This is a genomic window from Rhodovulum sp. BSW8 (assembly GCF_003314725.1).
GTDB lineage: Bacteria > Pseudomonadota > Alphaproteobacteria > Rhodobacterales > Rhodobacteraceae > Rhodovulum > Rhodovulum visakhapatnamense.
This window is the reverse complement of record NZ_QNVX01000014.1, coordinates 12,404-36,581: the sequence shown is the minus strand read 5'-3', so window position 1 is coordinate 36,581 and position 24,178 is coordinate 12,404. Positions and strand designations below refer to the sequence as shown.

The following is a 24,178-nucleotide window of genomic DNA, read 5'->3' as shown; positions in this document are numbered from 1 at the left end:
GATGCTGGAATTTCGCGGTGTCGAAAAGTCCTTCCGCCTGCCGGGCGGCGGGCGGCGCCATATCCTGCGAGGCCTGACGCTGGACTTGCCGCGCAAGCACCGCGTCGCGATCATCGGGCGCAACGGGGCGGGCAAGTCGACCTTCCTGCGGATGATCGCGGGCACCCACCGGCCTGATCGGGGCGAAATCCGGCGGATCGGCCGGGTCAGCTGGCCGATGGGGTTTTCCGGCGGCTTCCATCCCGCGCTGACCGGCCGTCAGAACGCCCGCTTCGTGGCCCGGATCTATGGCGCCGATACCGATGCGCTGGTCGAGGAAGTGGCCGAGTTCTGCGAGCTCGGCCCCTATTTCGACGCACCGTTCGAAACCTATTCCTCGGGGATGAAGGCCCGGCTGGCGCTGGGGGTCAGCCTCGCCACGAATTTCGACTGTTATCTGGTCGATGAAATCACCGCCGTCGGCGACGCCGCCTTCCGCCGCAAGGCCGAAGCCGCCTTTGCCGAACGGCTCGACCGCGTGCAGATCATCATGGTCTCGCACTCCGACGACACGCTGCGCAAATACTGCAATGCCGCGCTGTTACTTCAGGACGGCCACGCCTGGTTCTTCGACGATCTCGAAGACGGGCTGGCGGCCTATCGCGCGACGCTGAGCGCATGACTCTCAGGCCGCCCGGTGCTGCGCCGCCCGCGTTTCTGGCCGGACGGTTCTCGCCGACGGCCGATCTTTATCTTGGCTTTTCCTGCCGGGACCGCATCGCCTGCGGCGCGCTTCGCCAGATTTCGCCGACCGTCTTCGCGACAGGCGAAACGCTGATCGTGATCCGCCATGCGGCCGGGCTCCGGGCGCTGCCGCCCCATCGTCGGCTGATCTACCTGATCGACGACGACATCCGCGCCGGGATCGGCGATCGGGCGCTGCCGCCGATCTATCGCGCCAAGCTCGCGCTGCTGGAATGGCCCGAAGCGCGCCGGTTCGAGCCCCTGGCCACCGCGATCCTGACCACAAGCCCCAAGCTGGCCGCGACGCTGCGTGTGCGCCGCCCGGGCGCCCGGGTGGAAGAGATCGCGCCCGCCTGGCCGGTCGCCGAGATGCCGGTGCTGGACCCCTCGGCGCCGATCCGGCGGATCGGGCTGCTGATGGGGCGAAGCCATGCGCGCGACGCGGCACCGCTTTGGGCACCGCTCCTGCGGTTGCTGGATCGCAGGCCGGGGCTCGCGCTGACGGTTTCGGGCAATCTCGCCCTGCCGCGCGCCGTCGTCCGGCACAGGGCGGTCGAGGTGCTGCCCGCGCTCGATTGGGCGGCTTATCTGGCCTGGCTGCGGCAGGCGCGGCTGGATCTGGGATTGGTACCGCATCTGGCCTCGCGGCGGTTCAACGCCGCGCGCTCGGCCAGCAAGCTTGGCGAATACGCGATGGCGGGCGCGGCGGTGATCGGGTCCGACAGCTGGCACGAAGCGGCGCGCGGTGCGATGTGCGGCCGCTGTCTGGCGCCGGGCGCCGATCCGGCGGCGTGGATCGCGGCCATCGACCGGCTGATCGACGACCCCGCCTCGGCCCGCGCGATGGCCGCCACGAACCGCCGGGCGCTGATCGCCGCCGATGCCGAGGGGCATCAGCGGAGGCTCTGGGCCTCATTGCTGGACGCGGCCGAAGACTGAGCGGTCCCGGCCAGGGCGGCGGCCAGCCGGTCGGCCAGATCCCGGGGGCTGGCGTCCAGCGGCAGCACCTGTCCGTTCGGGTGCGCGGCGGCGGTTTCGCCCTGGGCGCCGATGTCGAAGGTCAGCACCGGCAGCCCGGTCGCCAGACATTCATGCACCGTATAGGAAAAGGTCTCGGGCCAGATGGCGGGCACGAACCAGGCGCCGATGGTGTGGGACGCGGCCAGGGTCGCGATTTCGTCCCGGCGGTAGCGTCCGTGAACGGTCATCCCGGGATGGGCGAAGGCGGGGTCGAGCTCGCCCAGAACCACGATCTCAAATCCCCTGTCCGGCAGTGCGGCCAGCGCCTTAAGCACAGCGGCCCCCTTGGCATGCCCGATCCGCCCCAGAACCCCCAGCCGCGCAGGGCCCGAGGGCGGTGCCAGCCGCGGCGGCAGATGGCCGACATGGTGAGGGCGCAGCACCAGATGCGGGGCGAGATCGGGCCAGACCCGCGCCACGCGCCGCGCGCTGTCGGCGGAAAAGACGACGATCTCGTCGGCGCGGGTTGCCGCGCGGTGCCAGGCCTGTCGCCAGGTCTCGATCCGGGGCGGCCGTGCGCCCGAGGTCACCGCCAGTTTCCGGTAGCAGGCCTGACAGGGAACGGGGTCGGGCAGGCCGCAGAACCGGCCCGCCGACCCGATCAGCGTGTGGGACGGGCAGAGCGGCAGAAAGTCGTGGAAGATCAGCTCGAAACGGTCCTGCGGCCGCAGCCGGTCAAGCATGTCGTTCAGCAACCCAAGCGGGTCGGCCGCGCCCACCAGATTGGAATAGATCAGCCGGATGCGGGCGGGCCGTGACAGCAGGGCCGCGGCCCCGGTCCGCGACAGGCGCTGATGCAGGGGCGGGCCGCTGTCGTGAAGCTCGGCCAGCACCCCGGCAGGGTCGTCGCGCAGCACCAGAGCCACGTTGCCTTGCGCCCGCCCGGTCGCGATGCGGTCCGCCAGCCAGAATTCGGCCCCGCCGCCCAACCGGTGCCCCAGGAAGACCTGCACCGGCTTGGCGCTTCCCAGCCCGGCAAGGCGCGCCGCCAGCGAAGTTTCGGACCCGGCGGCGGGGGGGGCCTGTGACGCGGCCTCGGTTCCGGGGATCAGCGCGCGTTCCAGCCGCGTCCCGGCGCCGCTGTCGCCACGCAGGAAATAGGCCGCAATGTCGCCTGTATGCCGCAGGGGCAGAAACGCCAGCGCCGCCACCGCCGAGAGCGCTCCGCGGACACGTTGGTCGGGACGATAAAGCGAAATCGCGACCGCGGGCGCGCCCTCGATCTGCCAGACCAGATGCCGCCGTCCGGGCAGGGTGAGCCGCACCGGGCCGTCCCCGGGCTCGACGTGCCGCGTCGCGGCCTCGGTGCCGATGCGGGCCGGGCGCGTGGCCTGCGCCTCGAGGCTGACGACCCCGTCGCGGGCCAGCGTTGCGATCCGGATCGTTTCGGAAGGCGCGACCCGAATGCGGCGCATGCCTCGCCGGCCCTGCAGTCTGGACCAGAGAAGATGCAGCAATACCCGCCGCGCGGCGGCCATTCGCGAGGTAGCCATGCGGCCAATCTAGCTTATGCGATATGGACTTGGCCAGCGTGCCGCCAGAAACCGCAGGCCAGACCCATGCGTTCGGGGGGAACGCGTGACCGGCCCGCGCCACGCCGGACCCGTGGTTGACAGGGCCGATTTCGCAACAATAGAAATGTGCACCGGTCGCTAATCTTATGCGGGAAGGCGCGTGCATGGACTTGCGGGCTCGATCTGATCTGGAGTGCGTGGCCGTACTGCGTTTTCCTCGGCAGGATCTCCGGTGATCTCCTTGCGATGGCGTGTCGGTGGGACCGCCGATCAGATTGATTTCGCGATCGAGGCGGTGACGGTCAAACGGATCGCAGGTCGGGCGTGGCGGATGGCAGGCGGCGGCGAACCGCTGGACCTGGAGCTTGTGTCTGGCGGCCGGGTGCTGATGACCGCAACGGCGGACCGTCCGGCGCCATCGGGTCTTTCTGGCGCGTTCGAGTTCCGTCTGGATGGCGGAACCGCTGCAGCCATCGGCCACCGGGCGGTACATCTGCGCGTCGCGGGCGAAAAGCGGCCTTTCGCGAAGCTGCATCTGCCTGGTGGCAAGACGGTGCGGGCGGGGCGGCGGGTGACGCTTGTGTCGCGGACCATCCGCGCGGCCTATCTTTGCCGGTTGCGCACGGAATTTACGGTGAACCGTCCACTTGGGGGCGGCGAGGGCTTGATCGAGACGGTGGCGTTGCGCGACGGCGTGCTGCATGTGCGCGGCCGTTCCAGGGTGCCGGTCACGATCCGAAGCGAGACCGCCCGTGTCGACCTGGCCAAAAGCGGTACGGAAGATCAGGCGTTCGATCTGCGGCTGACAGGACACAGGCTGCTCTGGGTGGAGGGCGCGGGGCTGCCGCTTCTGACGGTCCGGCTGCCGCCGCCCCGGTTCTCGCCATTGGCAACGGTGCGCACCGTCGTCGACTTTTGCCGTGTCCCGTTTCTCTTTGGGGGTAACCTTGCCGGGTTTCTCTTCCGGGGCGATACCAAGGCGGGCGACCCGATCGAGGCGTTTTTGCTGCGTCTGCGCCCGGCCTCAGAGGCTGGGCCAGAGGTCGTGCCCGGGCTTTTCGCAGCGGCCGAGCCGCCCAGGCCTGCGCCGCCTGCCGACATCGTTCTGCCGGTCTTCAACGCCGCGGACGATCTGCGCGTCTGTCTGGAGCGTCTGGCGCGGAACACGCCGCCTGAGCATCGGGTGATCGCGATCGACGACGCCTCGACAGACCCGTCCATCGCGCCGATGCTGGACGCTTTCGCGCGCGCCCGGCCCGGCACCCTTTTGTTGCGCAACGCCGAGAATGGCGGTTTCATCGCCAGCGTGAACCGGGGCCTCGCGGAAAGCCGTGGCCATGTGGTGCTGCTGAACAGCGATGCCTTCGTCCCGCCGGGCTGGATCGACCGGCTGATGCGGCCGATCCTCGACGATGCGCTGATCGCCTCGGTCACGCCGATGAGCAACGAGGCCGAGATCGCGACCGCTCCGGTGATCTGCCGCCACGAGCCCTTGGCCGAGGGCCAGGCAGAGGCCATGGATGCCATCGCCCAGCGGCTGAACCCAGCGGCCGCCCGGGCCGAAAGCCCGACCGGGGTCGGGTTCTGCATGGCGATGTCCCGGCGCTGGCTGGACGAGGTGCCCCGGTTCGATACGGCCTTCGGGCGCGGCTATGGCGAAGAGGTCGACTGGTGCCGTCGGGTGGGCGAACGGGGGGCCCGCCACCTTCTGATCGGCGATCTTTTTGTCGAACATCGCGGTGGCGGCAGTTTCGGACCCGAGAAGGCGGTACGCATCGCGGCGGCATCGCGACTGATCAATGACCGGTATCCGGCCTATGATGCGTCCGTGGCGGATTTCATACGCAAGGACCCTTTGATCGGTCCGCGGCTTGCGCTGGGCCTTGCCCGTGCGGGGACCGAGGCGCCGCTGCCGGTCTATCTGGGTCATCGCCTGGGCGGGGGGGGCGAACACTGGCTGCAGGACCGGATCGCCCGCGATCTGGACGAGGGCGGTTCGGCGCTGGTGCTGCGGGACGGTCCCGAACCTGAAACCGTGGCGGTCGAGCTTTATCGTGCGGCGGGTCAGACCCGGGCCGTCCTTCCGCTGGCCGAACTGGGCGGCTATCTTGGCGCTGCGGGCCGCAAGACCCTGGTCTATTCCTGCCTTGTCGGCGCGCGCGCGCCGCTGGATCTGGCCGAGGCGGCTGCGATTTCTCTGGGCGCAGAGGACCGCTTCCGGATGGTGTTTCACGACTATTTTCCGCTGTGCCCATCCCGTAACCTCCTGGGCCATGACGGCCGGTTCTGCGACCTGCCCGGGGCCGATCGGTGCCAGGCCTGCTATGACCGGCTTGCCGCCATAGACGAGACGTGGCCTGCCCGCATTTCCGACTGGCGGGGCCGCTGGCACGCGCTGGCCGCGCGGGCCGAGACCATCGAGGTGTTCTCGCCGTCTTCCCGAACGCTGGTCGCCCGCGCCTGGCCTGACCTCGCCCCGAGACTTGCGCTTCGGTCGCACCCGCTCGCGTTCCTGCCCCGCCCGGTGCAGCCTGCGCCCCGCGCGCGCCCGGTTTTGGGCGTGCTTGGCAGCATCGGGTTCGAGAAGGGGGCCGCTGTCTTGCGCGACCTCGCGGCGGCACCGGGCGTGCGGATGGACATCGTTGTGATCGGAAAGCTGGACGAGGCCTACGCCCATCGCGGCATACGGGTCATTGGTCGCTACCGGCGCGAAGAGATTTCGGATCTGGCAGAAGCCTATGGGGTCGGGCGCTGGCTGATCCCGTCGGTTTGTCCCGAGACCTTTTCCTATGCGACCCACGAATGCCTTGCCACCGGGCTGCCGGTTTTTGCTTTTGACTTCGGCGGGCAGGCCGATGCGCTGCGCGGCGCCCCGAACGGACATCTTCTGCCGCGCGACATCGCCCCCACAGAGCTTGCCGCCCGACTTCTGGCGCCGCCGCCGAGCGACAGGCCCGCAGAGAGGAAAGAACTGACTGCATGACGATCGGCCGGACCGGAACGACGACCCACCCCGCCCCCGCGGGTCCCATGCCCATAACTGTGAAACCGGCCCTGTCGGACATCTTTGCGCCGGATGACGAGGAAAGTGCCAAACGCCGGATTGCGGGCGCCCGCCGGGAGAAGGCGGAACGCACGTTGCTGATCCATTTCACACCGCGGTCGGGGTCGAGCTGGCTGGCCTCGCTGCTCGAAGCGACCGGGTGCCTGGGGATTGGGCACGAGCTTTTCAATCCGAGCTTCATGCCGCAGAACGCGCGGTATTTCGGAGCCCGGACTCTGACCGAATATGTAGAGATGGCGCGGCGGTTTCCCGTACGGCAAGGCAGCCTCAGCTTCAAGATTACCTCGCACCAGCTGCATGCGGTCTTTGACGATCCCGATCAGTTCTTTGCAGCCTTCGCCGACGCCGCGAGCGTCTGGCTGATCCGAGAGGATATCGTGGCTCAGGCGGTGTCGCTGGCCAAGATGGTGCAGACGCAGGTGGGTCACACGGCGGATTCCGATGGCGAGACGCGGCGCAGGGCCGAGGCTGGCTTTGCCTATGACCGGAGTACGATAAAATACTGGTTGAGACACATTCTGGCTGCCGAACAGTGCACTGAGAACTGTCTCAGGACCTACCGGATCGCCCCCCTCAGGCTGTCCTACGAGCGGATCACCGCAATCCCGCCGCGCCAGCTGGTCGAGCTGATGGCCAACTGGTGCGGGTATCCGGGCCTGCCCGACGATGCACCGCCATCGTCCCGGCATGAAAAGATCGGGACCGCGCAGAACCTCGACTATGCGGAACGGTTCCGCAGGGAAAACCGCGGCTTCCTTGCCAAGGTCGAGGCAGAGCGGCGGTCATGGCTGGACCGGCTGGACGACCCGGGCCCGGGCTTGCCCAAAGGCTGAACGGCCATCGACCCGGGAAACAGACCCAAAGGATGGAAAGCCTTGGGGCCTGTCGGAACCGGACGGAAACCGCCGCGGAGGCCCTTGTCTTCCTGCGTCCGGTTCATCGTCAGGCGGCGAAGACGCCGAACCTGTTCATTGCCAACGAGCTGGCCAAAGCGATCCGGGAAGACTGGGCGAGGCGAGGCTTTTGGATCTGACCGCAGCCGTGGTGCCGACCCAAGCCGGATCCGGCACGGTCGCATCCCTTCTGCGTGCGCTGGGCACGGTCGAGGTGTTTGACGACGAGGCCGCGCTGACCGCCCCCTTGCCGACAGCGCCGTTGCCACCAGGGTGTGCGCCCACAGGGTCCTCTGGTAAAGGCCCTGTCCACAGCATGTCCGCGTGACGGCTCAAGTCTGCGCCAGCTTTTCCTGCAGCGACCTCAGGCTTTCTGCCGGTTCCGGGTCTTCCGGGTCCGGCTGGATTGTCAGATCGAGGCTCGGATCGGTTCGCCGGAGTTTTGGTTCCTGTCCGGAAGGCTCATTCGCGCGGTGCGCGGGTCCGCCCGGGCACCGCGTTGGTCCCGATCTGACGGTGCCTGTCGACGTCACTCGACAGAGAACCCGCGCACTGGCTGACCCGGTTTCGGGGCGGACGGCGCAGTCCGGCTATTTTGGGGCAAGCTGCGGGGATTTGCGCAAAATTCGGGCAAATTGGGCGAGTATCCTGCAAGAATTGCCATGGGTCTTGCCTGCCCGGGGCCATGAGTCGAAAAATGTGACTCCGAGGACGAGGCGGGCTTTCCGGCATCGGGTCAAGGCGGGCGAGCGCTGATTACGCTGACCGCATCGAGTCCCTGGCTGCCGGTTTTCGCGCGGATCGGCGGTTGCCAAAGACCCCGCGGCAGATAGAGTGCACTATGGCCAACGGAATGCCATCAGGGAAAGAAAGGGCCACATCATGAAATTCAGTACACTCCTTGCAGGTGCCTCGGTCGCGCTGACGGTGACGGCGGCGGCTGCCTCGGCGCAGGATATGTCGTTCTTCCGGATCGGCACCGGCGGCACGGCGGGCACCTACTATCCGATCGGCGGGCTGCTGGCGAATGCCATCTCGAACCCGCCCGGGTCGCGGTCGTGCGAAGAGGGCGGCTCGTGCGGCGTGCCGGGCCTGGTGGCCTCGGCGCTCTCCTCGAACGGCTCGGTCGCGAACATCAACGGCATCGCCGGGGGCACGCTGGAATCGGGCTTCGCCCAGTCCGACGTCGCCTCCTGGGCCCATTCCGGCACCGGGATCTGGGAGGGCAAGCCCGCGGTCGAAAGCCTGCGCGCCATCGCCAACCTCTATCCCGAAAGCATCCACCTGGTGGCCGACGCCGACTCGGGGATCAAGAGCGTCGCCGATCTGAAGGGCAAGCGGGTGTCGCTGGACGAGCCGGGCTCGGGTACGCTGGTCGATGCGCGGATCATCCTCGAAGGCTACGGCCTCTCGGAAAGCGACGTCACCGCCGAGTTCCTGAAGCCCGATCAGGCCGCGGACCGGATGCGCGACGGCGCGATGGACGCCTTCTTCTTCGTCGGCGGCTATCCGGCGGGCGCCATCGCCGAGCTGGCCAGCCAGCATGCGGTGACCCTGGTGCCGATCTCCTGCGAGGACGTGCCGACGATCTGCGAAACCTACAGCTTCTTCGCGTCCAATACGGTGCCGGGCGGCACCTATGAGGGCGTGGACGAAGACACGCAGACCCTGTCGGTGGGCGCGCAATGGGTGACCAGCGCCAGCCAGCCCGACGACCTGATCTACGGCATCACCAAGGCGCTGTGGAACGAGAATACCCGCAAGCTTCTGGATGCGGGTCATTCCAAGGGCAAGCTGATCACCGCGGAGACCGCTCTTGACGGTGTCGGCATCCCGCTGCATCCGGGTGCGGAACGCTTCTATCGCGAAGCGGGTCTGATCCAGTGATCGCGAACCGCGCGGCGCGATTTGCGCGGCGCATCTGATCGGGGTGGGGCCGCGGCACGCTCGCGGCCCTTTCCGTTTAAAAGACAGGGTGGGCAAGCATGACCGAGAACCGGACTGAAACGGCGCAAGGCACGGCAACCGAGACGCTCAGCGCCGAGGATCTGAAGGCGCTGGAAGAGAAGTTCGATCCCGAGATGCGGTTCCGGACAGTGGCGCGGCCGCTGGCGATGCTGGCCGCGGCGATCATGTTCCTGCTGTCCTGCTATCACTATTACACGGCCGGTTTCGGCATTCCCCCGGCGACGACCCATCGCGGGTTGCATATGGGGGTGACGTTGCTGCTGGTCTTTCTCAGCTTCTCGGCCTTCGGCCGACGAGAGGTGCGCCCCGGACCTCTGGCCCCCTGGGGCATGCCGCTGATCGACTGGATCCTGGCCGGTGCCGGTCTGGTCGCGGCGCTGTACGTGCCCTGGATCTATGCCGATCTGGCGTTCCGGGTGGGCAACCCTTTGCCCGTCGATATCGCGATGGGCACCATCCTGATCGTCGTGCTGCTGGAGGCCGTGCGCCGCTCGATGGGCTGGCCCTTGCCGGTGATCGCGATCCTGTTCATCGCCTATGCCTATTTCGGCCGCTCGATGCCCGGTATCCTGGTTCATCCCGGCGCAAGCTGGTCGAACATCGTCAACCACCTCTATCTGACCTCGCAGGGGATCTACGGCACCGCGCTGGGCGTAATCGCGACCTATGTGTTCCACTTCGTTCTGTTCGGGGTGATGGCTTCGCGGATCGGGCTGGGGCAGCTTTTCATCGATATCGCCTCGGCGCTGGCCGGGCGCTATGCTGGCGGTCCGGCCAAGGTCTCGGTTGTGTCTTCGGCCTTGTTGGGGTCGATCTCGGGCTCGTCCATCGCCAATACGGTGACCACCGGCGCGCTGACCATCCCGGCGATGATCCGGATCGGCTATCCCCGTCACTTCGCCGCCGCGGTCGAGGCGGCCTCGTCCACCGGCGGGCAGATCACGCCGCCGGTGATGGGCGCGGTCGCCTTCCTGATGATCGAATATCTGGGCGTGCCGCTGACCACGATCCTGACCGCGGCGCTGGTGCCTGCCTTCATGCATTTCTTCGGCGTGCTGGTGCAGGTTCATCTCGAGGCGCGCCGCCTCGGCCTGCGGGGCCTGCACCCGTCCGAGCTGCCCAACGCGTGGCGGGTGTTCCGCAAGGGCTGGCTGTCGGTGCTGCCGCTGATCCTGCTGATCGCGATCCTGCTGTCCGGGCGCACGCCCTTTGCCGCCGCCTTCTGGTCGATCACCGCCTGCATCGGCGTGCTTTTGATCCAGAAGGTTCTGGCATCCGGGCTGGTCGACGGGGTCCGGGCCGCCGCCTACGAGGTCTGGGAAGGCTTTGTGCTGGGCGCGCGCCAGTCGCTGGCGGTCACCGCCGCTGCGGCGCTGGTGGGCGTGGTGATCGGGGTCGTGACCCTGACAGGCGTCGGCTTCAAGATCGCCTATATGGTGACCGGCGTCGCCAGCGGCTGGGCCAATGACGTCCATGGCTGGCTGGCGGTGCTGCCGGTCGAGCTGATGACGGTGCCGACGCTGACGCTCTTGTTCACGCTGATGCTGACGGCGGTGGTCTGCATCCTGATGGGCTGCGGCATTCCCACGACGGCCAATTACATCATCATGGTGGCGGTGGCCGCGCCGATCCTCGGCCTGCTGGGAGTGCAGCCGCTGGTGGCGCATTTCTTTGTCTTCTATTACGGCGTTCTGGCCGACATCACGCCACCTGTGGCGATGGCCGCCTATGCCGCGTCCGGGATCGCCGGGGCAAACGCCTTCAAGGCCGGGAATACCGCGTTCCGGTTGGGGATGGGCAAGGTGCTGGTACCCTTCGTCTTTGCCTTCCAGCCCGCGCTGCTGCTGGTGACCGACGGCTTCACCTGGTCGGCCTTCTTCCTGGCCGCCTTCGGGGCGGTGATGGGGATCTGGGCGCTGGCGGCTGCGGTGTCGAACTGGCTGTTCGCGCCGCTGCACTGGGCCGAGAGGATCCTGCTGGTGATCGCGGCGCTGCTGCTGGTCGCACCCGATACCGGGGCGACCGTGGTCGGGCTGGCGCTGTTCCTGCCGCCGGCGCTGCGGCAGCTGGCCTTCCGGCGGCGGAGCATGGCGTGAGGCGAAGGGATCGGTGACGGCGATGGCCCAAGTGATCTTCTATGAGAAGCCTGGCTGTGTCGGCAACGCGCGGCAGCGGGCAGTTCTGACGGCCTCGGGCCACGCGCTTGACCGTCGCGACATCCTGAGCGCCGGATGGACGGCAGAAACCTTGCGCCCCTTCTTCGGCGACCGGCCGGTCGCCGAGTGGGTCAACGCCAGCGCGCCGCGCGTCAAGTCGGGCGAGATCCGGCCCGAGGCGCTGAGCGAGGCCGAGGCGATGGACCTGATGCTGGCCGATCCGCTGCTGATCCGTCGGCCGCTGATGCAGGTGGGCGAGGCGCGGATGGCGGGGTTCGATCAGGCGGCCGTGGCCGACTGGATCGGCCTTGCGCCCACTCGGACGCCGTTCACCGATGCGTGCCCGCGCCAGCCCGACGCGCCGTCCTGCCCGCCGCCTGAGGTCTAGACGCCCGGCCGCGGTCGGGTCAGCCGTTGTAGTCGGCGTCGGCGACTTTCTCCAACCAGGTGACGGGCGATCCGTCGATGCTTTGCTGGATGGCGATATGGCTCATCGCGGTTTCCGCCGCGGCCCCGTGCCAGTGCTTGTCGCCCGCCGGGAACCAGACGACATCGCCCTGGCTGACCTCTTCCACCGGGCCGCCCTCGCGCTGCACACGACCGCGGCCGAAGGTGATGATGAGGGTCTGCCCGGCGGGATGAGTGTGCCAGGCGGTCCGCGCGCCGGGTTCGAAGGTCACATGGCTGCCGCCGGTGCGGTCGGGCTCTTCGGCCTGGAACAGCATGTCGACGCGGACGGTGCCGGTGAACCAGTCCTCGGGGCCTTTCATCGAGGCATTGCTGCCCGAGCGGATGATTTTCATGGTCTTTCTCTTTTGATTGGGCGCGGGAATCAGCCGCGCAGACTGTCGAAACGGCAGATCAGGGCCGCGCCGCCGGGCTGAATGCAGGCGCGTGCTGCGGTCCCCAAGGCGAAGGGGGCCGCGAACCGGCCGGTCCGCAATCCGCCCGCATCGAGGGGCTTGAGGCCGATGGCGCGGATCAGGTCGGCGGCGATGTCCGTGGCCCCTGTATCGTCGCCCTGGACCGTCGGATGCGGGGCCGCATCCGGGCCAAACAGCATCGCGTTTTCGTCCCGGGCGAGAGGGGCCGAGCAGGTCCGGGTCGCGGGACCGTGCGAAAACGACCTCGTGACCGCAGGCGGCCCAGAGCCGCCCGCGCCCGCCGCTCATATGCCCCGGTTCGGGAATGCCGATCCTCATGGTCCGCTCCTGCAGTCGCGCAGGCGCTCCCGGTTGCGGCTTTCGAAGACGGCCTTCGCCACCGGCAGTGCCGACAAGACCCTGGGCCAGCCGGCATGGAAGGCAGGATGCGACAGGATCGCGCCGGCCTCGGCCTGGGTCAGGCCGTTATCCATCGCGCGGTCGAGATGGAAGGTTATCTGCTCGGGCCGGCCCGCCGCGATCAGCGCCGCGACGGTCACCATGCTGCGGTCCCGGGGCGCGAGGTCGGGGCGCGAGGTCGGGGCGCAGCCAGAGGTCGCGAAACAGAAGCTTGCGCGTGGTGTCGGCGCCGCCCGTGCTGACATTGCCGAAGGTGCCGCGCACCGGGGTCTCGCGCGCGGCTTCGGCCTCTTCGTCCAGCGGCAGCAGGTCGGGATCGACCGCGGGCAGGTCTGCGGGGGCGATACCGTGCGCGGCAAAGACCGGCGCGGCGGCCTCGGTTGCGGCGATGGCGTTGCCCCGGCCGGTATAGAGGGCCAGATGGGTGATCGTCTCGGACAGCTCGGCCGGGGTCACGCCCACGTCGAGTGCCAGCGTGACATGGCGTTGCAGGGTGTCGGTCTCGTGCCGGGTCATCAGCGCCGCGAAGGTGACAAGCGCGCGGTCGCGCAGCGAAAGCTCTGCGCCGGTCCAGACCGGCCCGAAGAGATCGGTCTTCGAATAGGCCTCGAGCGCGGGGGGAACGGAGCGCGGGGGGAACGCGGCCGACCGCCTCGGGCAGCCGGAGGCCTGCACCGTCGGTGGCCGCAGCGGACGAGATCACGGCAAGGGCCGCGGCGGCGATATGGAGGGGCATGAGGCGCTCCTGTCGGGAAAGTCCAGTTCACCCGGCAGATGTGGCGCCATCCGGGCCGGGCTTAATGCCCGGACTCGTCACGGTACTTATGCGGCATATTCATAGGCCCCTATCCGCGGTCCCTGAGGGCCTCCAGAACCGCATCGAACGCGGAGGACGGCCGTTGCCGGCTGGGGTAGTAGAGGTGGAAGCCGGGAAAACAAGGCGAGTAGTCTTCGAGACAGGTGACCAGCCGACCCGCCGCCAGATGATCGGCCGCCAGCCGTTCGGGGACGAGCGCCAGACCGTGCCCGTCCACCGCGGCGCGCAGCACCGGGTTGACGGTGTTGAAGCAGACCTGACCCTGGACCTTGACCCGGATCTCGGTGCCGTCGGCCTCTTCGAATTCCCAGGCATAAAGCGCGCCATGGGTCGAGAGGCGCAGGTTCACGCAACGATGCCCGGTCAGGTCCTGCGGAGTTTCCGGCACCCCGGCCCCGGCGAAGTAATCGGGCGCGCCGATGCAGACCATCCGTTCGTCGGGGCCGATCCGCATCGAGATCATGCCCTCGCTGACCTGCTCGCCATAGCGCACGCCCGCATCGCATTGCGAACTGGCGAGATCGGTATAGCCGTAATCCATCACCAGCTCGATATTGACCGAGGGGTATTTCTTCAGCATGGGCGACAGCTTGGGCCAAAGCAGCGACTCGATGGCATATTCGACCGCGACGATGCGCACGGTCCCGGTCGGCGTGTCGCGGGACTCGTTCAGCGCCATCAGCCGTGCCTCGATCTTCTCGAAGCACGGGGTCAGCGTCGCCAGCAGGTCTTCGCCCTCGAGCGTCGGCGCGACCGACCGGGTTGTGCGGGTCAGCAGCCGCAGGCCAAGCCGCGCCTCGAGCCCCTTGATGGTGTGGCTCAGCGCCGATTGCGACACGTTCAGCCGCGCAGCGGCCTTGGTGAAGCTGCGTTCTTCCGCGACGGCGGCAAGCGCGACGAGGTCGGTGATGTTTTCGCGAAGCATGTGAGAGGACCGGATCTGCGGATCGTCGATCATGACGGATGCGTTCGCGATATATGATCTGTGCTCATGAGGCCAATCATTATCCTGCCATCGGGGCCGCCAGAACGAGCGCCAACAGCCAGGGGCCGTTTCACTGCGGGGGCCTCCTTGCTCGGATCGGTGCAATCGGAGTCTCCGGCATGGGTCGGGCGGGGCGCGGGAAAACGCATGGCGGGCCGCAGGCATAACTGCCTGAACGGCACCACCTTTACCTACGGGTCCGAAGACAAGCTCCTGGGCGGGGTCACCTATGGCGGCTTTTCGAAGAGGATCGTCGTGAAGGAAGACTTGGCCCGACGCATTCCGCCGGGGGGCGACCTGCCGGGCGCCGCGCGGCTTCTGTGCGCCGGTATCACCACCTTCTCGCCGATCAACCTGTGGGATCTGAAACCCGGCGAGAGAATCGGCGTGATCGGCATGGGCGGGCTCGGCCATATGGCGGTGAAGCTTGCCGCCGCCAAGGGGTCCGAGGTCGTGGTCTTTTCCACTTCGGAAGACAAGATCGCCGATGAAAGGGGCTTTGGCGCGGTCGAGGCCTATCTGTGGTCGGACGAGGCCGCGATGGCGCGGAATACGGGCAGCTTCGATCTGATGGTGGCGACCGTGCCGGTCGCCTATCCGATGCAGCAGTTCCTCAACCTGCTGAATCTGGGCAAGACGCGGGTCAATATCGGTGCGCTGTTTCTGGTCTAGGGCGCGCCGGGCATGCCGATGGGCTTTGGCCGCCAGAGCCTTGCCGGCTCGATGATCGGCGGCATCGCCGAAACCCAGGCGGTGATCAACGTCGCCGCCCGTCCCGGCATCGCGGCCATCTGCGAGATGATCACGCCAGCCCAGATCGCCGATTCCTATGAGAAGCTGGTCAACCGGCAGGCGCGCTATCGCCATGTCATCGACATGACCGCCGCCTGACCGGCACGGTCCCCCGGCCGCATCCATGAGAGCCCGCCATGTGCGCAAGCAGCACGCAGGGGCTCATCCTCTGCGTATCTGCCCGCAGGTCCTTTCCCCAGGACCGCGACGCGCAAGATGCGGCCGGTCCTGGGTCCACATCCCGCAGGAAGGCAAGCCCCGAGACATGACCAGGATCACTTTAATTGCCGGAGACGCGGTGCTGCCCGCCACGCTGGACGACACGCCCTTCGCTGCGCCGCGGCCCAAGGAGGTGACACTGAGCGATTATCGCGGCCGCGAGAAGGTGTCGGATCTGCCGCGAAAGCTTCGGCCCCACGGGGCGCCTGCCCGCCTTGCCGCGCGCCCGGGCGATATCACGACCTATGCCCCGTGGGGCAATCTTGCGATTTTCGTCAAACCCTTCGGCGCCCCCTCGCGGCTTGTCCGGCTTGGCGCCTTCGACGGGGAGTTCGGCGCTCTTCTCAAGAGCGGACGCGTTCCGGTCCGCATCGAGATCGCCCGTTAGCCGGCACGGCCCTCCGTTCTGCGGCAGCGCGCGGCCAGCGGTGCGCAAGCAGGCCGGAAATTGGCCCGTAGTGTCCGAAGCGTGCCCCGGCACCCGCCATCCGGCCCTTTGGAGCCCGGACAGGAAATGCTGCTGCGGTTGTTTCGCAATTCCCGACGTCTCGGTTTTTCTCTCCCGATTTATGCCATTTTTGCGGGTTAAGTCCCTGTTCATGTCCGCGTTCTAAAGCTGGGGGCGGGTGAATCGAGGTGGTGCTATGGCCGTTGGAACCAACGCGCCGGTCATCATCAAACGAAAGAAGGTTGTCGGTGGCGGCGGGCATCATGGCGGTGCCTGGAAGGTCGCGTATGCGGATTTCGTCACGGCGATGATGGCTTTCTTTCTGCTGATGTGGCTGTTGAACGCGACGACAGAGAAACAGCGAAAGGGCATTGCGGATTACTTCAATCCGACAATTCCGGTGAACCGTGTGTCCGGGGGCGGCGAAGGCGCTTTCGGCGGCGAATCGATCTTTTCCGAGGAAACGCTGATCCAGCGGGGCACCGGGGCGACCCAGCCCAGCCCCTCGCCCGACCGTCAGGCGAAGGGCGAGATCGGCAGCGGCCCGGTCGAGCAGAAAGACGACAAGGGAACCAATTCCGCCGATGCCGAGGCCGAGACCCAGGCTCTCAAGAAGCTTGAGGACATGATCAACGGCAAAAGCGGCGAGACGATCCTGAGCGAGCAGATGATGCGGCACATCGTGACGCGACTCACCGATGAGGGGCTGATCATCGAGCTGTTCGATATCGAGGGGGTCCCGCTTTTCGATGCGAACGATCGTCCGACCGAGATCCTCGAACAGCTGACCGAGGTGATCGGCGGCGCCTTCGGCGTGGTGCGCAACAAGGTGTCGGTCGCCGGTCATGTCAGCGCCCGCCCCGTCGTTCTGCTGAACAATCCGGTCTGGGACATCTCGACTCTCCGTGCGCAGACGGTGCGCAAGATGCTGGAGGACCAAGGCGTGGCCCCGGCCCGGATCGAGCGTGTCACCGGCTTTGCCGACCGGAAACCCGCGGTTTCGCGGCCAATGGCGGTGCGCAACAACCGGATCGAACTGACGCTGCTGAGGTCGGATCTGAGAAACTAAAGAAAATTTTGAATGTTAGGGCCGCGTTAAAGACAAGGATCGTACCTCTGGCCTGACGGGAACAGCAGCAAAGAGGCGCCCCCAAATGACGATTTCTTCCTCGCTCAACGCAAGCGTCGCCGGTCTCGCGGCGAACGCCACTCGCTTGGCGACGATTTCCGACAACATCGCGAACTCCTCGACCTATGGCTACAAGACGGCAGAGGCCGATTTTCATTCTATGGTGATCAACGGGTCGCGCGGAAGCTACTCCGCGGGCGGCGTCCGGACCACGACCACCCGGATGATCGACCAGTCCGGGGCGCTTCTGACCACGGCCAACGCGACCGACCTCGCGGTGCGCGGCCGGGGCTTCCTGCCGGTGATGACCGAGTCCGAGCTGATCTCGAACGTCGGCAACTACACCATGTACATGACCACGACCGGGTCGTTCCGCACGGACGAGGATGGGTATCTGAAAACCTCGACCGGGCTCGTCCTGATGGGCTGGCCCGCCGATGCCAGCGGCACGATCCCGTCCTATTCCCGCGACACGACCGACGACCTGGTGCCGATCCAGATCCAGACCAACCAGTTCGCGACCGAACCGACGACGGAAATGACCCTCGGCGTCAACCTGCCCGCGACCGAGACGGCCTTCAACTCGGCCTCTGCGACGGGCGATCCGCTGACCCTGTCGGTCGAGTATTTCGACAACCTCGGCACCTCGCAAAGCATCGACATCGTCTATACGCCCGATACGTCGGTCGCGGGCCTGTCCAACACCTGGAACATGCAGCTGACCGACTCGGCCACCGGCGCGGTGGTGGGCGATTACGATCTCGTCTTCGACGACAGCCAGACCTATGGCGGCACGTTGTTGAGCGTGACCGACAATACTGGCGGCGCCTGGGATCCGGCGACCGGTATCCTGACGGTGCAGGTCGGCCCCAACGCGGACACGATGTCGATCAATATCGGCGCCTTCCAGAGCCGGTCGATCACGACCCAGCTGTCGGACAGCTTCGCGCCCACCAGCATCACCAAGAACGGTTTCCCGGTCGGCAACATGACCTCGATCGAGATCGACTCGAACGGGTTCGTCCGCGCCAACTTCGACACCGGGATTACCCGCACGCTGTATCAGGTTCCGATCGTCGACGTGTCGAACCCGAACGGCCTCTATACCCATGACAACCAATGCTACAGCCAGTCCGACACCAGCGGCTCGTTCTTCATGTGGGATGCCGGCGACGGCCCGACCGGCGATGTGGTGAGCTATGCGCTTGAGGAATCGGCGACCGATGTCGCCGGCGAACTGACCGAACTGATCCAGACCCAAAGGGCCTATTCGTCGAACGCGAAGGTGATCCAGACCGTCGACGAGATGCTCCAGGAAACGACCAACATCAAACGGTAATCTGTCCCGGCGGCGGGAAGAGGAGGTGACACATGAGCCTGAGCGCGAGCCTGGCCAACGCCCTATCCGGCCTCAATGCCGCTTCCCGCGGTGCCCAGGTCGTTTCGTCGAACGTATCGAACGCGCTGACCGAAGGCTATGGCCGGCGCGTTCTGGAAACCACGCCGAACACCGTCTCGACGTCGGGCAGCGGTGTGAAGGTCGTGGGGGTGCGCCGCGACGTGAACCAGCAGCTGATCGGCGACCGGCGCTTCGCAGATGCGGCCTCGGCCGAGGCCGAAACCCGCGCCGACGGTCTCTCGAAGCTTGAGGCCGCCTTTGGAACGGCAGACAGCGCCGATTCGATTTCCGGCAGCATTGCCGCCTTCGAATCCGCGCTTACCGCCGCGGCCAGCCGACCTGACAGCGATGCCCGGCTTGCAACCGTGCTTTCGGCAGCCCAAAGCCTCACCGGCAGGATCAACGATGCGGCCGATGCCATCCAGCAATCGCGGATGGATGCGGAATCCGGCATCGCTTCGACCGTGCAGACCCTGAACGATACGCTTCAGCAGATCGCCGAGCTCAACACCGAGATCTGCAAGCAATATTCCTACAACAACAACGCCAACGCGCTTGTCGATCAACGCCAGATCCTGATCGACAAGTTGGCCGAGATCGTCCCGATCCGGGAGATCCCGCGCGACAATGGCATGGTGGCTCTTTACACCGAGAACGGCGCTGCCCTGATTGACGGCCCTCCGGCCGAATTCTCCTTCTCAAGCGCTGGCGTGATCGTTCCCCAAATGACGGTCGAAGGCGGGGCCCTCAATGGCCTCTACATGAACGGCAAACCCGTCAAGGTGTCGGGCACCTACGCGGCGATGGGCGGCGGCAGTCTAGAAGCCCTGTTCGAACAGCGTGACGTCACCGCGGTCCAGGCGCAGACCGATCTCGACGCGCTCACGCGCGACCTGATCGAACGTTTTCAGGATCCGGCGGTCGACGCCTCGCTTGGGGCGACCGATGCGGGTCTCTTCACCAATTTCGGGGCCGCCTTCGACCTTGTTTCCGATCCCAATGCGGAGACCGGACTGTCCACGCGGATCGGCGTGAACGCCCTTGTCGACCCGGATCAGGGCGGTGCGCTCTGGCGGCTCCGCAGCGGGCTGATGGCCGGGTCGGCGGGCTCGGTTGGCGATGCGAGCCTGCTCAATTCGATGTCCGATGCCCTGACAGCCAGCCGCACCCCAAGCTCCGGTTCTTACACGACTCAGGCCTTCACCATGGCCGATCTCGCGTCCGAAGTGGTGTCCGGCATCTCGGTTCGCGCGCAATCGGCCATCGACCAGTCCACTTTCAGCACGGCCCGTGCCGCGACGCTTCGGGAAGCTGAACTCGCCGACGGTGTCGACACGGACCACGAACTGCAGATGCTGATGCTCTTCGAAGAGGCGTACGCCGCCAACGCGAAGGTCATGAAGACGATTGACGAACTGATCAACCTGTTGATGGAGCTTTGAGTCATGTCCTTAATCTCTATGGGAGATCTGGCGCAGAGCCTCGGGCTTCGCACGCGCAATGCCGAGGTCAAGGCGCAATTCACACGCCTGACAGAGGAAATGGTCAGCGGGGTAACCTCTGATCCGGCCGCTCGTGTGCGGGGCGATTTCCGCCCTCTCGGCGCGATCGAGCGCAGCTTGACGATGCTCGACGCCTATGACCTTGCGACATCCGAAACCAAATCGACGGCGGAGGTCATGCAAGCGGCGCTGGGCGTTCTCAGCGATACGGCGAAGGAGATAGGCTCGACCTTGGTCAGCAGTTCGTCGGGTCAGCACGAGAACATGATCGCCGCGGCAGGCCAGGAGGCAGACGAACAGTTCCGTCAGGTCATTGCCGCCCTGAACACGCGGTTTGCCGGACGATCTTTGTTTGCCGGCGATGCGACCGACGCGCCGGCGTTGGCCAGCGCCGATACGATCCTGTCTTCGATCGGGAGTGCGATCAGCGGCCTGATCAGTGTCACCGACATCGAAACCGCGATTGACAACTGGTTCAACTCCCCCGGCGGTTTCGACACAGTTGCTTATCAGGGGTCGACAACCGCCGTCGGGACCGTCCGCCTCAACGAGACAGAGACCGTCCGCCTTGACGTCACCGCCATGGACCCGGCCATCCGCGATGTGCTGAAGTCCTTGGCGACAGGTGCGCTTCTGGCAGACCCGGCGCTTCTTTCAGGGAGCCCGGTGCAGAGGTCGCTTCTGGCCGAATCTGCGGGCGAAGGTCTTCTGACCGCCGACAGCGCGCTGACCGACGTTCGGGCGCTGCTTGGGGTCCGCCAGGAAAAGATTGAGTCGATCGAAACCGAAAACAGTGCCAACCGGAAGACGCTTTTGCTTGCCCGCGATGGTGTGATTGGCCTCGATCCGTACGAAACCGCCACCCAGATGGAAGCCGTCGAATCCCAGATCGATACGCTCTACACGGTCACGGCACGCCTGGCGCGCCTCAGCTTCACGAACTACATGTCATGATCAGCCGCCTGACCCTTCTTCTCGCCATCCTTCTTCTTGCCTTTCCGGCCTTTTCGGCGCCGATCCGTATCAAGGATCTGGTGGAGTTCGATGGGGTTCGGGGCAACGATCTGGTCGGATACGGCCTCGTCGTCGGTCTCAACGGGACCGGCGACGGGATCCGAAATGCGCCTTTCACCGAAGAGATCATGTCCAACATTCTCGAACGGCTTGGCGTTAACGTTACCGGAGAGCAGTTCCGGCCCAAGAACGTCGCAGCGGTTCTGGTCACCGCCAGCCTGCCGCCCTTTGCCCGCGCCGGGTCTCAGATCGACGTGACCGTTTCGGCCATCGGCGATGCCAAAAGCCTTTTGGGCGGCACTTTGGTGATGACGCCGCTGAACGCGGCCGACGGTCAGATCTATGCGGTGTCGCAAGGGGCCGTGATCGCTGGCGGCGCTTCTGCGGAGGGCGACGGCGCGAAGGTCGTCGAAGGCGTTCCGACATCGGGCGTTATCCCTTCGGGTGCGCGGGTCGAGCGTGAAATCGATTTCGATTTCGGGTCGCTCAATCGCCTGCGCTTGGCGCTGCGCAACCCAGACTTTACCACGGCGGGGCGGATCGAAGCCGCGATCAACAATGATTACGGCCGCGGTGTTGCACGCATGGTCGATTCGGGCACCGTCGTGCTTGACATTGGTGCAACCCGCGCGGCGTCGCCTGCCCATGCTCTGCAACGCATCGAGGGGATCATGGTCGAGCCTCAGCAGAAGGCGACGGTCGTGGTCGACCAACGATCGGGGACCATCGTGATGGGGGAAGACGTACGCATTTCTCGCGTGGCGGTGTCTCAAGGGAATCTTACGTTGCGCGTGCAGGAAGAGCCACTGGTCATTCAGCCGAACCCCTTCGCGCAAGGGCAGACCGTGGTCGTCCCGCGGACCAGGGCGGAAATTGAAGAAGATCCGGGAACGGGTCTGGCCGAGATCAACGAAGGAACATCTTTGTCAGAAGTGGTCGCGGGGCTGAACGCCTTGGGGGTTTCTCCGCGCGACATGATCGACATTCTCAAGAGCATCAAGGCAGCTGGGGCTTTGCATGCGGATTTTGTCGTCCGGTGATCCCAGTATCGTGATCCTCTGTCCCGAGGCATTCTGTATTTCGCGCCGGTCCTGGCCGTGATGCTCGGTGCGGGCCTGCGTGATCGGGATGTCACGGCAGGCAGGCCGATGACGGAATGATCGCCTAAGGTGCGATCATTGCTGGCGTTACGGATCGGGTACGCTGGATGGCGCGTTATCATTCTGCCCCGGGGGCAGGGCGCCGACCAGGCGGACCACGGCTTGATAGTCGGAGAAGATACCGACAACCTGGGTGCGACGCTTGATCTCGGCGTTCAGTCTCTCGATCGGGTTTGTCGAGTCCAGCCGTGCCCGATGGGCCTTGGAGAAAGACATGCGGGCCAGGACGTCATGCTCGGCCTCGTCCATGATGGCGGCGAACTTGGGCACTTTGGGCTGGAGCTGATCGGCGACTGCGCGCCGCTGCGGGCTGACCGCGTCGTCAGTGTCCGGGCGAAGGCGGTGGCGATGAAAGCCGAGACGCCCGCTTTTTCCGGCAAGGGCAGAAAGGCTTTGCGCTGGAAATGGATGCGGCAGCGCCGCCAGGTGGCGCTGAGAACCTTGGAGATGGCGGTCTTGATGCCCGCATGGGCATCCAAGATCGCCAGCGTTACGCCGCGCAGACCACGCCTTGTGAGCTTGCGCAAGAATTCGGTCCAGATCGGTCGACCTCGGATATACCTGTTGGCAAGCCCGGAACCTCGATCTGTCGGTCGGTGCTCACCCCGATGACAATGATGCCGGCAACTGACACGATCCGCTCGCCCCGATGCGCCGTGAGGGAGGTGGCGTTGATCCAGGGACAAGGCCAGTCACCTTCGAGGGGGCGGTTCAGGCACGCCGTCATCTTGCCGTCGATCTTTTCGCAGAGCCGCGAGACCTGGTTTCTGCTTATCCTCGACATGCCCTTTGCCTTGCCGAGGCGATCGACGGACCGTGTCGCGATGCCCTGAGCATACGCCTCGTGAAGAGATCCATGCCCGCCATTGACCAAGAGGATGGCGCCCGCTCCCGGCATCGCAATGTGCCACATTGGGTGCTGTGAAAAGTCACCAATGAGGGGAGCTATCCACGAGCGGGCGTGGCACGATCGGGGTCGATCTGGCGAAGAGTGTTTTTCAGTTGCACGGTGTCGACGATGAAGGGAAGCGCGGTCCCGCGCCGTCAGCTTCGGCGCGGTCGGATGCTGGAGGTCTTTCACAACCTGCCGGACAGTTTGGTCGGCATGGAAGACTGTGCCGGCGCGCGGTGCTGGGCGCGGGAATTGACGAAGCTCGGGCACGGAGATCGGCTGATGCAGCCGTCCTGCGTCAAGGGCTATGTGAAGAGAGGAAAGACCGACAAGGCGGATGCGGAGTCGATCTGCGGGGCGGTGTCTTGGCTGTCGATGCACTTCGATCCGGTGAAAGCCGAGGAGAGGCGGGACCTTCTGATGAGCCACAAGGCGCGGGAGTTCCTCGTCCGCCAGCGGACCCTGACCGTGAACGCGATCCAAGCGGATCCGGGATTGTAGTGGCGAAGGGTATCTACAATGCCGACCGGCTGATTGCGGCCTGCGACCGGGCCGACCTTCCGGTGTCGGCGCGCGAGGCGCTGACACTGCCGGCCGACGGGTCGGTCGGAACACAGGAGAAGATCGCGCGGCTGATCGCAGATATCCACGCTGACGCCAAGGCGAACGACGCCGCGCAGCGCCCTCGGACGATCCCCGGCATCGACAGGATCACGGCCAGCGCGCTGGTGGCGGCGCTGCGGGAGGCGTCGGGCTTCAGGTCGGGTCGGGACCTGGCTGCCCGGATCGGCCTCACACCGAAACCGCATTCCACCGGTGGCAAGGGGCGGCTGGGCCGGATCTTGAAGACGGGCAACCGGGATTCGCGGCGCCTGCTTTTTCTCGGCACCATTGCCCCGGTCGGTGCGCGCCTCCGAGGAGAACCGGGCGAGGACTGGCTGTGGATGATCACAGAGCGCAAAAAGCCCGAACAGGCCGCCATCGCGCTGGCCAACCGCATCGGCCGACCGGACTGTGCGCTTCTGAAGAACGGACCCGAAAATCAGGCGACCCGTCCCGCGCGCCTGAAACCGGGGCATCTGCCTGAGAAGAAAGGCAAGTGCATCGTGAGATGATGGCAATTGGCGGAGATATCGCGAAGGGCACCCGCGCGGGTCGACCGGGTGCAAGTGGCGGGTCTCGATCAGCGACGCGATGGCC

The 24,178-nt window shown here is 66.2% G+C and carries 27 protein-coding genes; 18 read left to right on the top strand and 9 right to left on the bottom strand.

Annotation, left to right across the window (positions count from 1 at the left end):
• Nucleotide 1 precedes the first annotated feature (1 nt).
• Both DSD19_RS09745 and DSD19_RS09740 read left to right on the top strand, forming a co-directional pair.
• Nucleotides 2-661 carry an ABC transporter ATP-binding protein gene (locus DSD19_RS09745; protein ID WP_075784177.1) on the top strand — a complete coding sequence of 220 codons (660 nt, stop codon included), beginning with the start codon at nucleotides 2-4 and terminating at the stop codon, nucleotides 659-661.
• Nucleotides 658-1,662, top strand: coding sequence for a hypothetical protein (locus DSD19_RS09740; protein ID WP_113669446.1), 1,005 nt, complete (start codon nucleotides 658-660; stop codon nucleotides 1,660-1,662). The genes DSD19_RS09745 and DSD19_RS09740 overlap by 4 nt, the downstream gene beginning before the upstream one ends.
• Here the strand turns inward: DSD19_RS09740 and DSD19_RS09735 are convergent.
• Nucleotides 1,617-3,158 (bottom strand): glycosyltransferase, encoded by a 1,542-nt coding sequence (locus tag DSD19_RS09735; RefSeq protein ID WP_113669445.1) that lies wholly within the window; start codon nucleotides 3,156-3,158, stop codon nucleotides 1,617-1,619. The genes DSD19_RS09740 and DSD19_RS09735 overlap by 46 nt on opposite strands.
• Before the next feature lie 331 nt (nucleotides 3,159-3,489).
• On the opposite strand from DSD19_RS09735, the gene DSD19_RS09730 reads away from it, so the two are divergent.
• The 6 genes from DSD19_RS09730 (at nucleotide 3,490) to DSD19_RS09710 (ending at nucleotide 11,726) form a co-directional block, all read left to right on the top strand.
• Nucleotides 3,490-6,240: a glycosyltransferase gene (locus tag DSD19_RS09730; RefSeq protein WP_113669444.1), complete on the top strand. Its 2,751-nt coding sequence runs from the start codon at nucleotides 3,490-3,492 to the stop codon at nucleotides 6,238-6,240.
• A 59-nt stretch (nucleotides 6,241-6,299) separates the two neighbouring features.
• Complete coding sequence (locus DSD19_RS09725) at nucleotides 6,300-7,154, top strand: Stf0 family sulfotransferase (RefSeq protein WP_165828098.1); 855 nt, start codon at nucleotides 6,300-6,302, stop codon at nucleotides 7,152-7,154.
• 32 nt (nucleotides 7,155-7,186) lie between these two features.
• Nucleotides 7,187-7,354, top strand: coding sequence for a hypothetical protein (locus tag DSD19_RS22060; RefSeq protein WP_166673650.1), 168 nt, complete (start codon nucleotides 7,187-7,189; stop codon nucleotides 7,352-7,354).
• Nucleotides 7,355-8,096: 742 nt separating this feature from the next.
• Complete coding sequence (locus tag DSD19_RS09720) at nucleotides 8,097-9,101, top strand: TAXI family TRAP transporter solute-binding subunit (protein ID WP_113669442.1); 1,005 nt, start codon at nucleotides 8,097-8,099, stop codon at nucleotides 9,099-9,101.
• A gap of 98 nt (nucleotides 9,102-9,199) precedes the next feature.
• Nucleotides 9,200-11,278: a TRAP transporter permease gene (locus tag DSD19_RS09715; RefSeq protein WP_075784183.1), complete on the top strand. Its 2,079-nt coding sequence runs from the start codon at nucleotides 9,200-9,202 to the stop codon at nucleotides 11,276-11,278.
• Nucleotides 11,279-11,300: 22 nt separating this feature from the next.
• Nucleotides 11,301-11,726 (top strand): ArsC/Spx/MgsR family protein, encoded by a 426-nt coding sequence (locus DSD19_RS09710; RefSeq protein WP_113669441.1) that lies wholly within the window; start codon nucleotides 11,301-11,303, stop codon nucleotides 11,724-11,726.
• A 19-nt stretch (nucleotides 11,727-11,745) separates the two neighbouring features.
• On the opposite strand, the gene DSD19_RS09705 is transcribed toward DSD19_RS09710, so the two are convergent.
• The 5 genes from DSD19_RS09705 to DSD19_RS09690 all read right to left on the bottom strand — a co-directional run bounded on the left by DSD19_RS09705 (nucleotide 11,746) and on the right by DSD19_RS09690 (nucleotide 14,396).
• Nucleotides 11,746-12,141, bottom strand: coding sequence for a cupin domain-containing protein (locus tag DSD19_RS09705; protein ID WP_113669440.1), 396 nt, complete (start codon nucleotides 12,139-12,141; stop codon nucleotides 11,746-11,748).
• A 29-nt stretch (nucleotides 12,142-12,170) separates the two neighbouring features.
• Nucleotides 12,171-12,401 (bottom strand): hypothetical protein, encoded by a 231-nt coding sequence (locus DSD19_RS09700; protein WP_113669439.1) that lies wholly within the window; start codon nucleotides 12,399-12,401, stop codon nucleotides 12,171-12,173.
• Between the two features lie 135 nt (nucleotides 12,402-12,536).
• Entirely contained in the window at nucleotides 12,537-12,764 is a 228-nt protein-coding gene (locus DSD19_RS22320) for a carboxymuconolactone decarboxylase family protein (protein WP_243627874.1), read from the bottom strand.
• Nucleotides 12,688-13,296 carry a carboxymuconolactone decarboxylase family protein gene (locus tag DSD19_RS09695; RefSeq protein WP_243627873.1) on the bottom strand — a complete coding sequence of 203 codons (609 nt, stop codon included), beginning with the start codon at nucleotides 13,294-13,296 and terminating at the stop codon, nucleotides 12,688-12,690. The genes DSD19_RS22320 and DSD19_RS09695 overlap by 77 nt, the downstream gene beginning before the upstream one ends.
• 170 nt (nucleotides 13,297-13,466) lie before the next feature.
• The gene (locus DSD19_RS09690; protein ID WP_243627871.1) at nucleotides 13,467-14,396 is read right to left on the bottom strand and encodes a LysR family transcriptional regulator; all 930 of its coding nucleotides are present in this window, start codon (nucleotides 14,394-14,396) and stop codon (nucleotides 13,467-13,469) included.
• Nucleotides 14,397-14,570: 174 nt separating this feature from the next.
• On the opposite strand from DSD19_RS09690, the gene DSD19_RS09685 reads away from it, so the two are divergent.
• The 8 genes from DSD19_RS09685 to DSD19_RS09650 all read left to right on the top strand — a co-directional run bounded on the left by DSD19_RS09685 (nucleotide 14,571) and on the right by DSD19_RS09650 (nucleotide 21,966).
• The gene (locus tag DSD19_RS09685; protein WP_165828097.1) at nucleotides 14,571-15,095 is read left to right on the top strand and encodes a zinc-binding dehydrogenase; all 525 of its coding nucleotides are present in this window, start codon (nucleotides 14,571-14,573) and stop codon (nucleotides 15,093-15,095) included.
• A gap of 12 nt (nucleotides 15,096-15,107) precedes the next feature.
• Complete coding sequence (locus tag DSD19_RS09680; RefSeq protein ID WP_113669437.1) at nucleotides 15,108-15,314, top strand: hypothetical protein; 207 nt, start codon at nucleotides 15,108-15,110, stop codon at nucleotides 15,312-15,314.
• 166 nt (nucleotides 15,315-15,480) lie between these two features.
• Nucleotides 15,481-15,822: a cyclophilin-like fold protein gene (locus tag DSD19_RS09675; RefSeq protein ID WP_113669436.1), complete on the top strand. Its 342-nt coding sequence runs from the start codon at nucleotides 15,481-15,483 to the stop codon at nucleotides 15,820-15,822.
• A gap of 256 nt (nucleotides 15,823-16,078) precedes the next feature.
• A complete protein-coding gene (locus tag DSD19_RS09670) occupies nucleotides 16,079-16,951 on the top strand; it encodes a flagellar motor protein MotB (protein ID WP_075784190.1) in 873 nt (290 codons plus the stop codon).
• Nucleotides 16,952-17,036: 85 nt separating this feature from the next.
• A complete protein-coding gene (locus DSD19_RS09665; RefSeq protein ID WP_075784191.1) occupies nucleotides 17,037-18,350 on the top strand; it encodes a flagellar hook protein FlgE in 1,314 nt (437 codons plus the stop codon).
• 32 nt (nucleotides 18,351-18,382) lie between these two features.
• Entirely contained in the window at nucleotides 18,383-19,852 is a 1,470-nt protein-coding gene (flgK, locus tag DSD19_RS09660) for a flagellar hook-associated protein FlgK (protein WP_075784192.1), read from the top strand.
• Nucleotides 19,853-19,870: 18 nt separating this feature from the next.
• Entirely contained in the window at nucleotides 19,871-20,866 is a 996-nt protein-coding gene (locus tag DSD19_RS09655; protein ID WP_165828096.1) for a flagellin, read from the top strand.
• Entirely contained in the window at nucleotides 20,863-21,966 is a 1,104-nt protein-coding gene (locus tag DSD19_RS09650; RefSeq protein ID WP_075784194.1) for a flagellar basal body P-ring protein FlgI, read from the top strand. The genes DSD19_RS09655 and DSD19_RS09650 overlap by 4 nt, the downstream gene beginning before the upstream one ends.
• Nucleotides 21,967-22,113: 147 nt before the next feature.
• On the opposite strand, the gene DSD19_RS22575 is transcribed toward DSD19_RS09650, so the two are convergent.
• Genes DSD19_RS22575 through DSD19_RS22570 form a run of 3 tightly spaced genes read right to left on the bottom strand, consistent with a single transcriptional unit; the run spans nucleotide 22,114 to nucleotide 22,984 of the window.
• The gene (locus DSD19_RS22575; protein ID WP_117434410.1) at nucleotides 22,114-22,356 is read right to left on the bottom strand and encodes a transposase; all 243 of its coding nucleotides are present in this window, start codon (nucleotides 22,354-22,356) and stop codon (nucleotides 22,114-22,116) included.
• Entirely contained in the window at nucleotides 22,242-22,613 is a 372-nt protein-coding gene (locus DSD19_RS22745) for a transposase (RefSeq protein WP_165828095.1), read from the bottom strand. Before DSD19_RS22745 ends, DSD19_RS22575 begins: the two co-directional genes overlap by 115 nt.
• A complete protein-coding gene (locus DSD19_RS22570) occupies nucleotides 22,577-22,984 on the bottom strand; it encodes a transposase (protein ID WP_371412575.1) in 408 nt (135 codons plus the stop codon). The genes DSD19_RS22745 and DSD19_RS22570 overlap by 37 nt, the downstream gene beginning before the upstream one ends.
• A gap of 120 nt (nucleotides 22,985-23,104) precedes the next feature.
• Here DSD19_RS22570 and DSD19_RS21785 point away from each other — a divergent pair, with 120 nt between their 5' ends.
• Entirely contained in the window at nucleotides 23,105-23,479 is a 375-nt protein-coding gene (locus DSD19_RS21785) for a transposase (protein WP_207802442.1), read from the top strand.
• Nucleotides 23,480-23,541: 62 nt separating this feature from the next.
• The gene (locus DSD19_RS21780; protein ID WP_165828093.1) at nucleotides 23,542-24,093 is read left to right on the top strand and encodes a transposase; all 552 of its coding nucleotides are present in this window, start codon (nucleotides 23,542-23,544) and stop codon (nucleotides 24,091-24,093) included.
• Nucleotides 24,094-24,178: the final 85 nt, after the last annotated feature.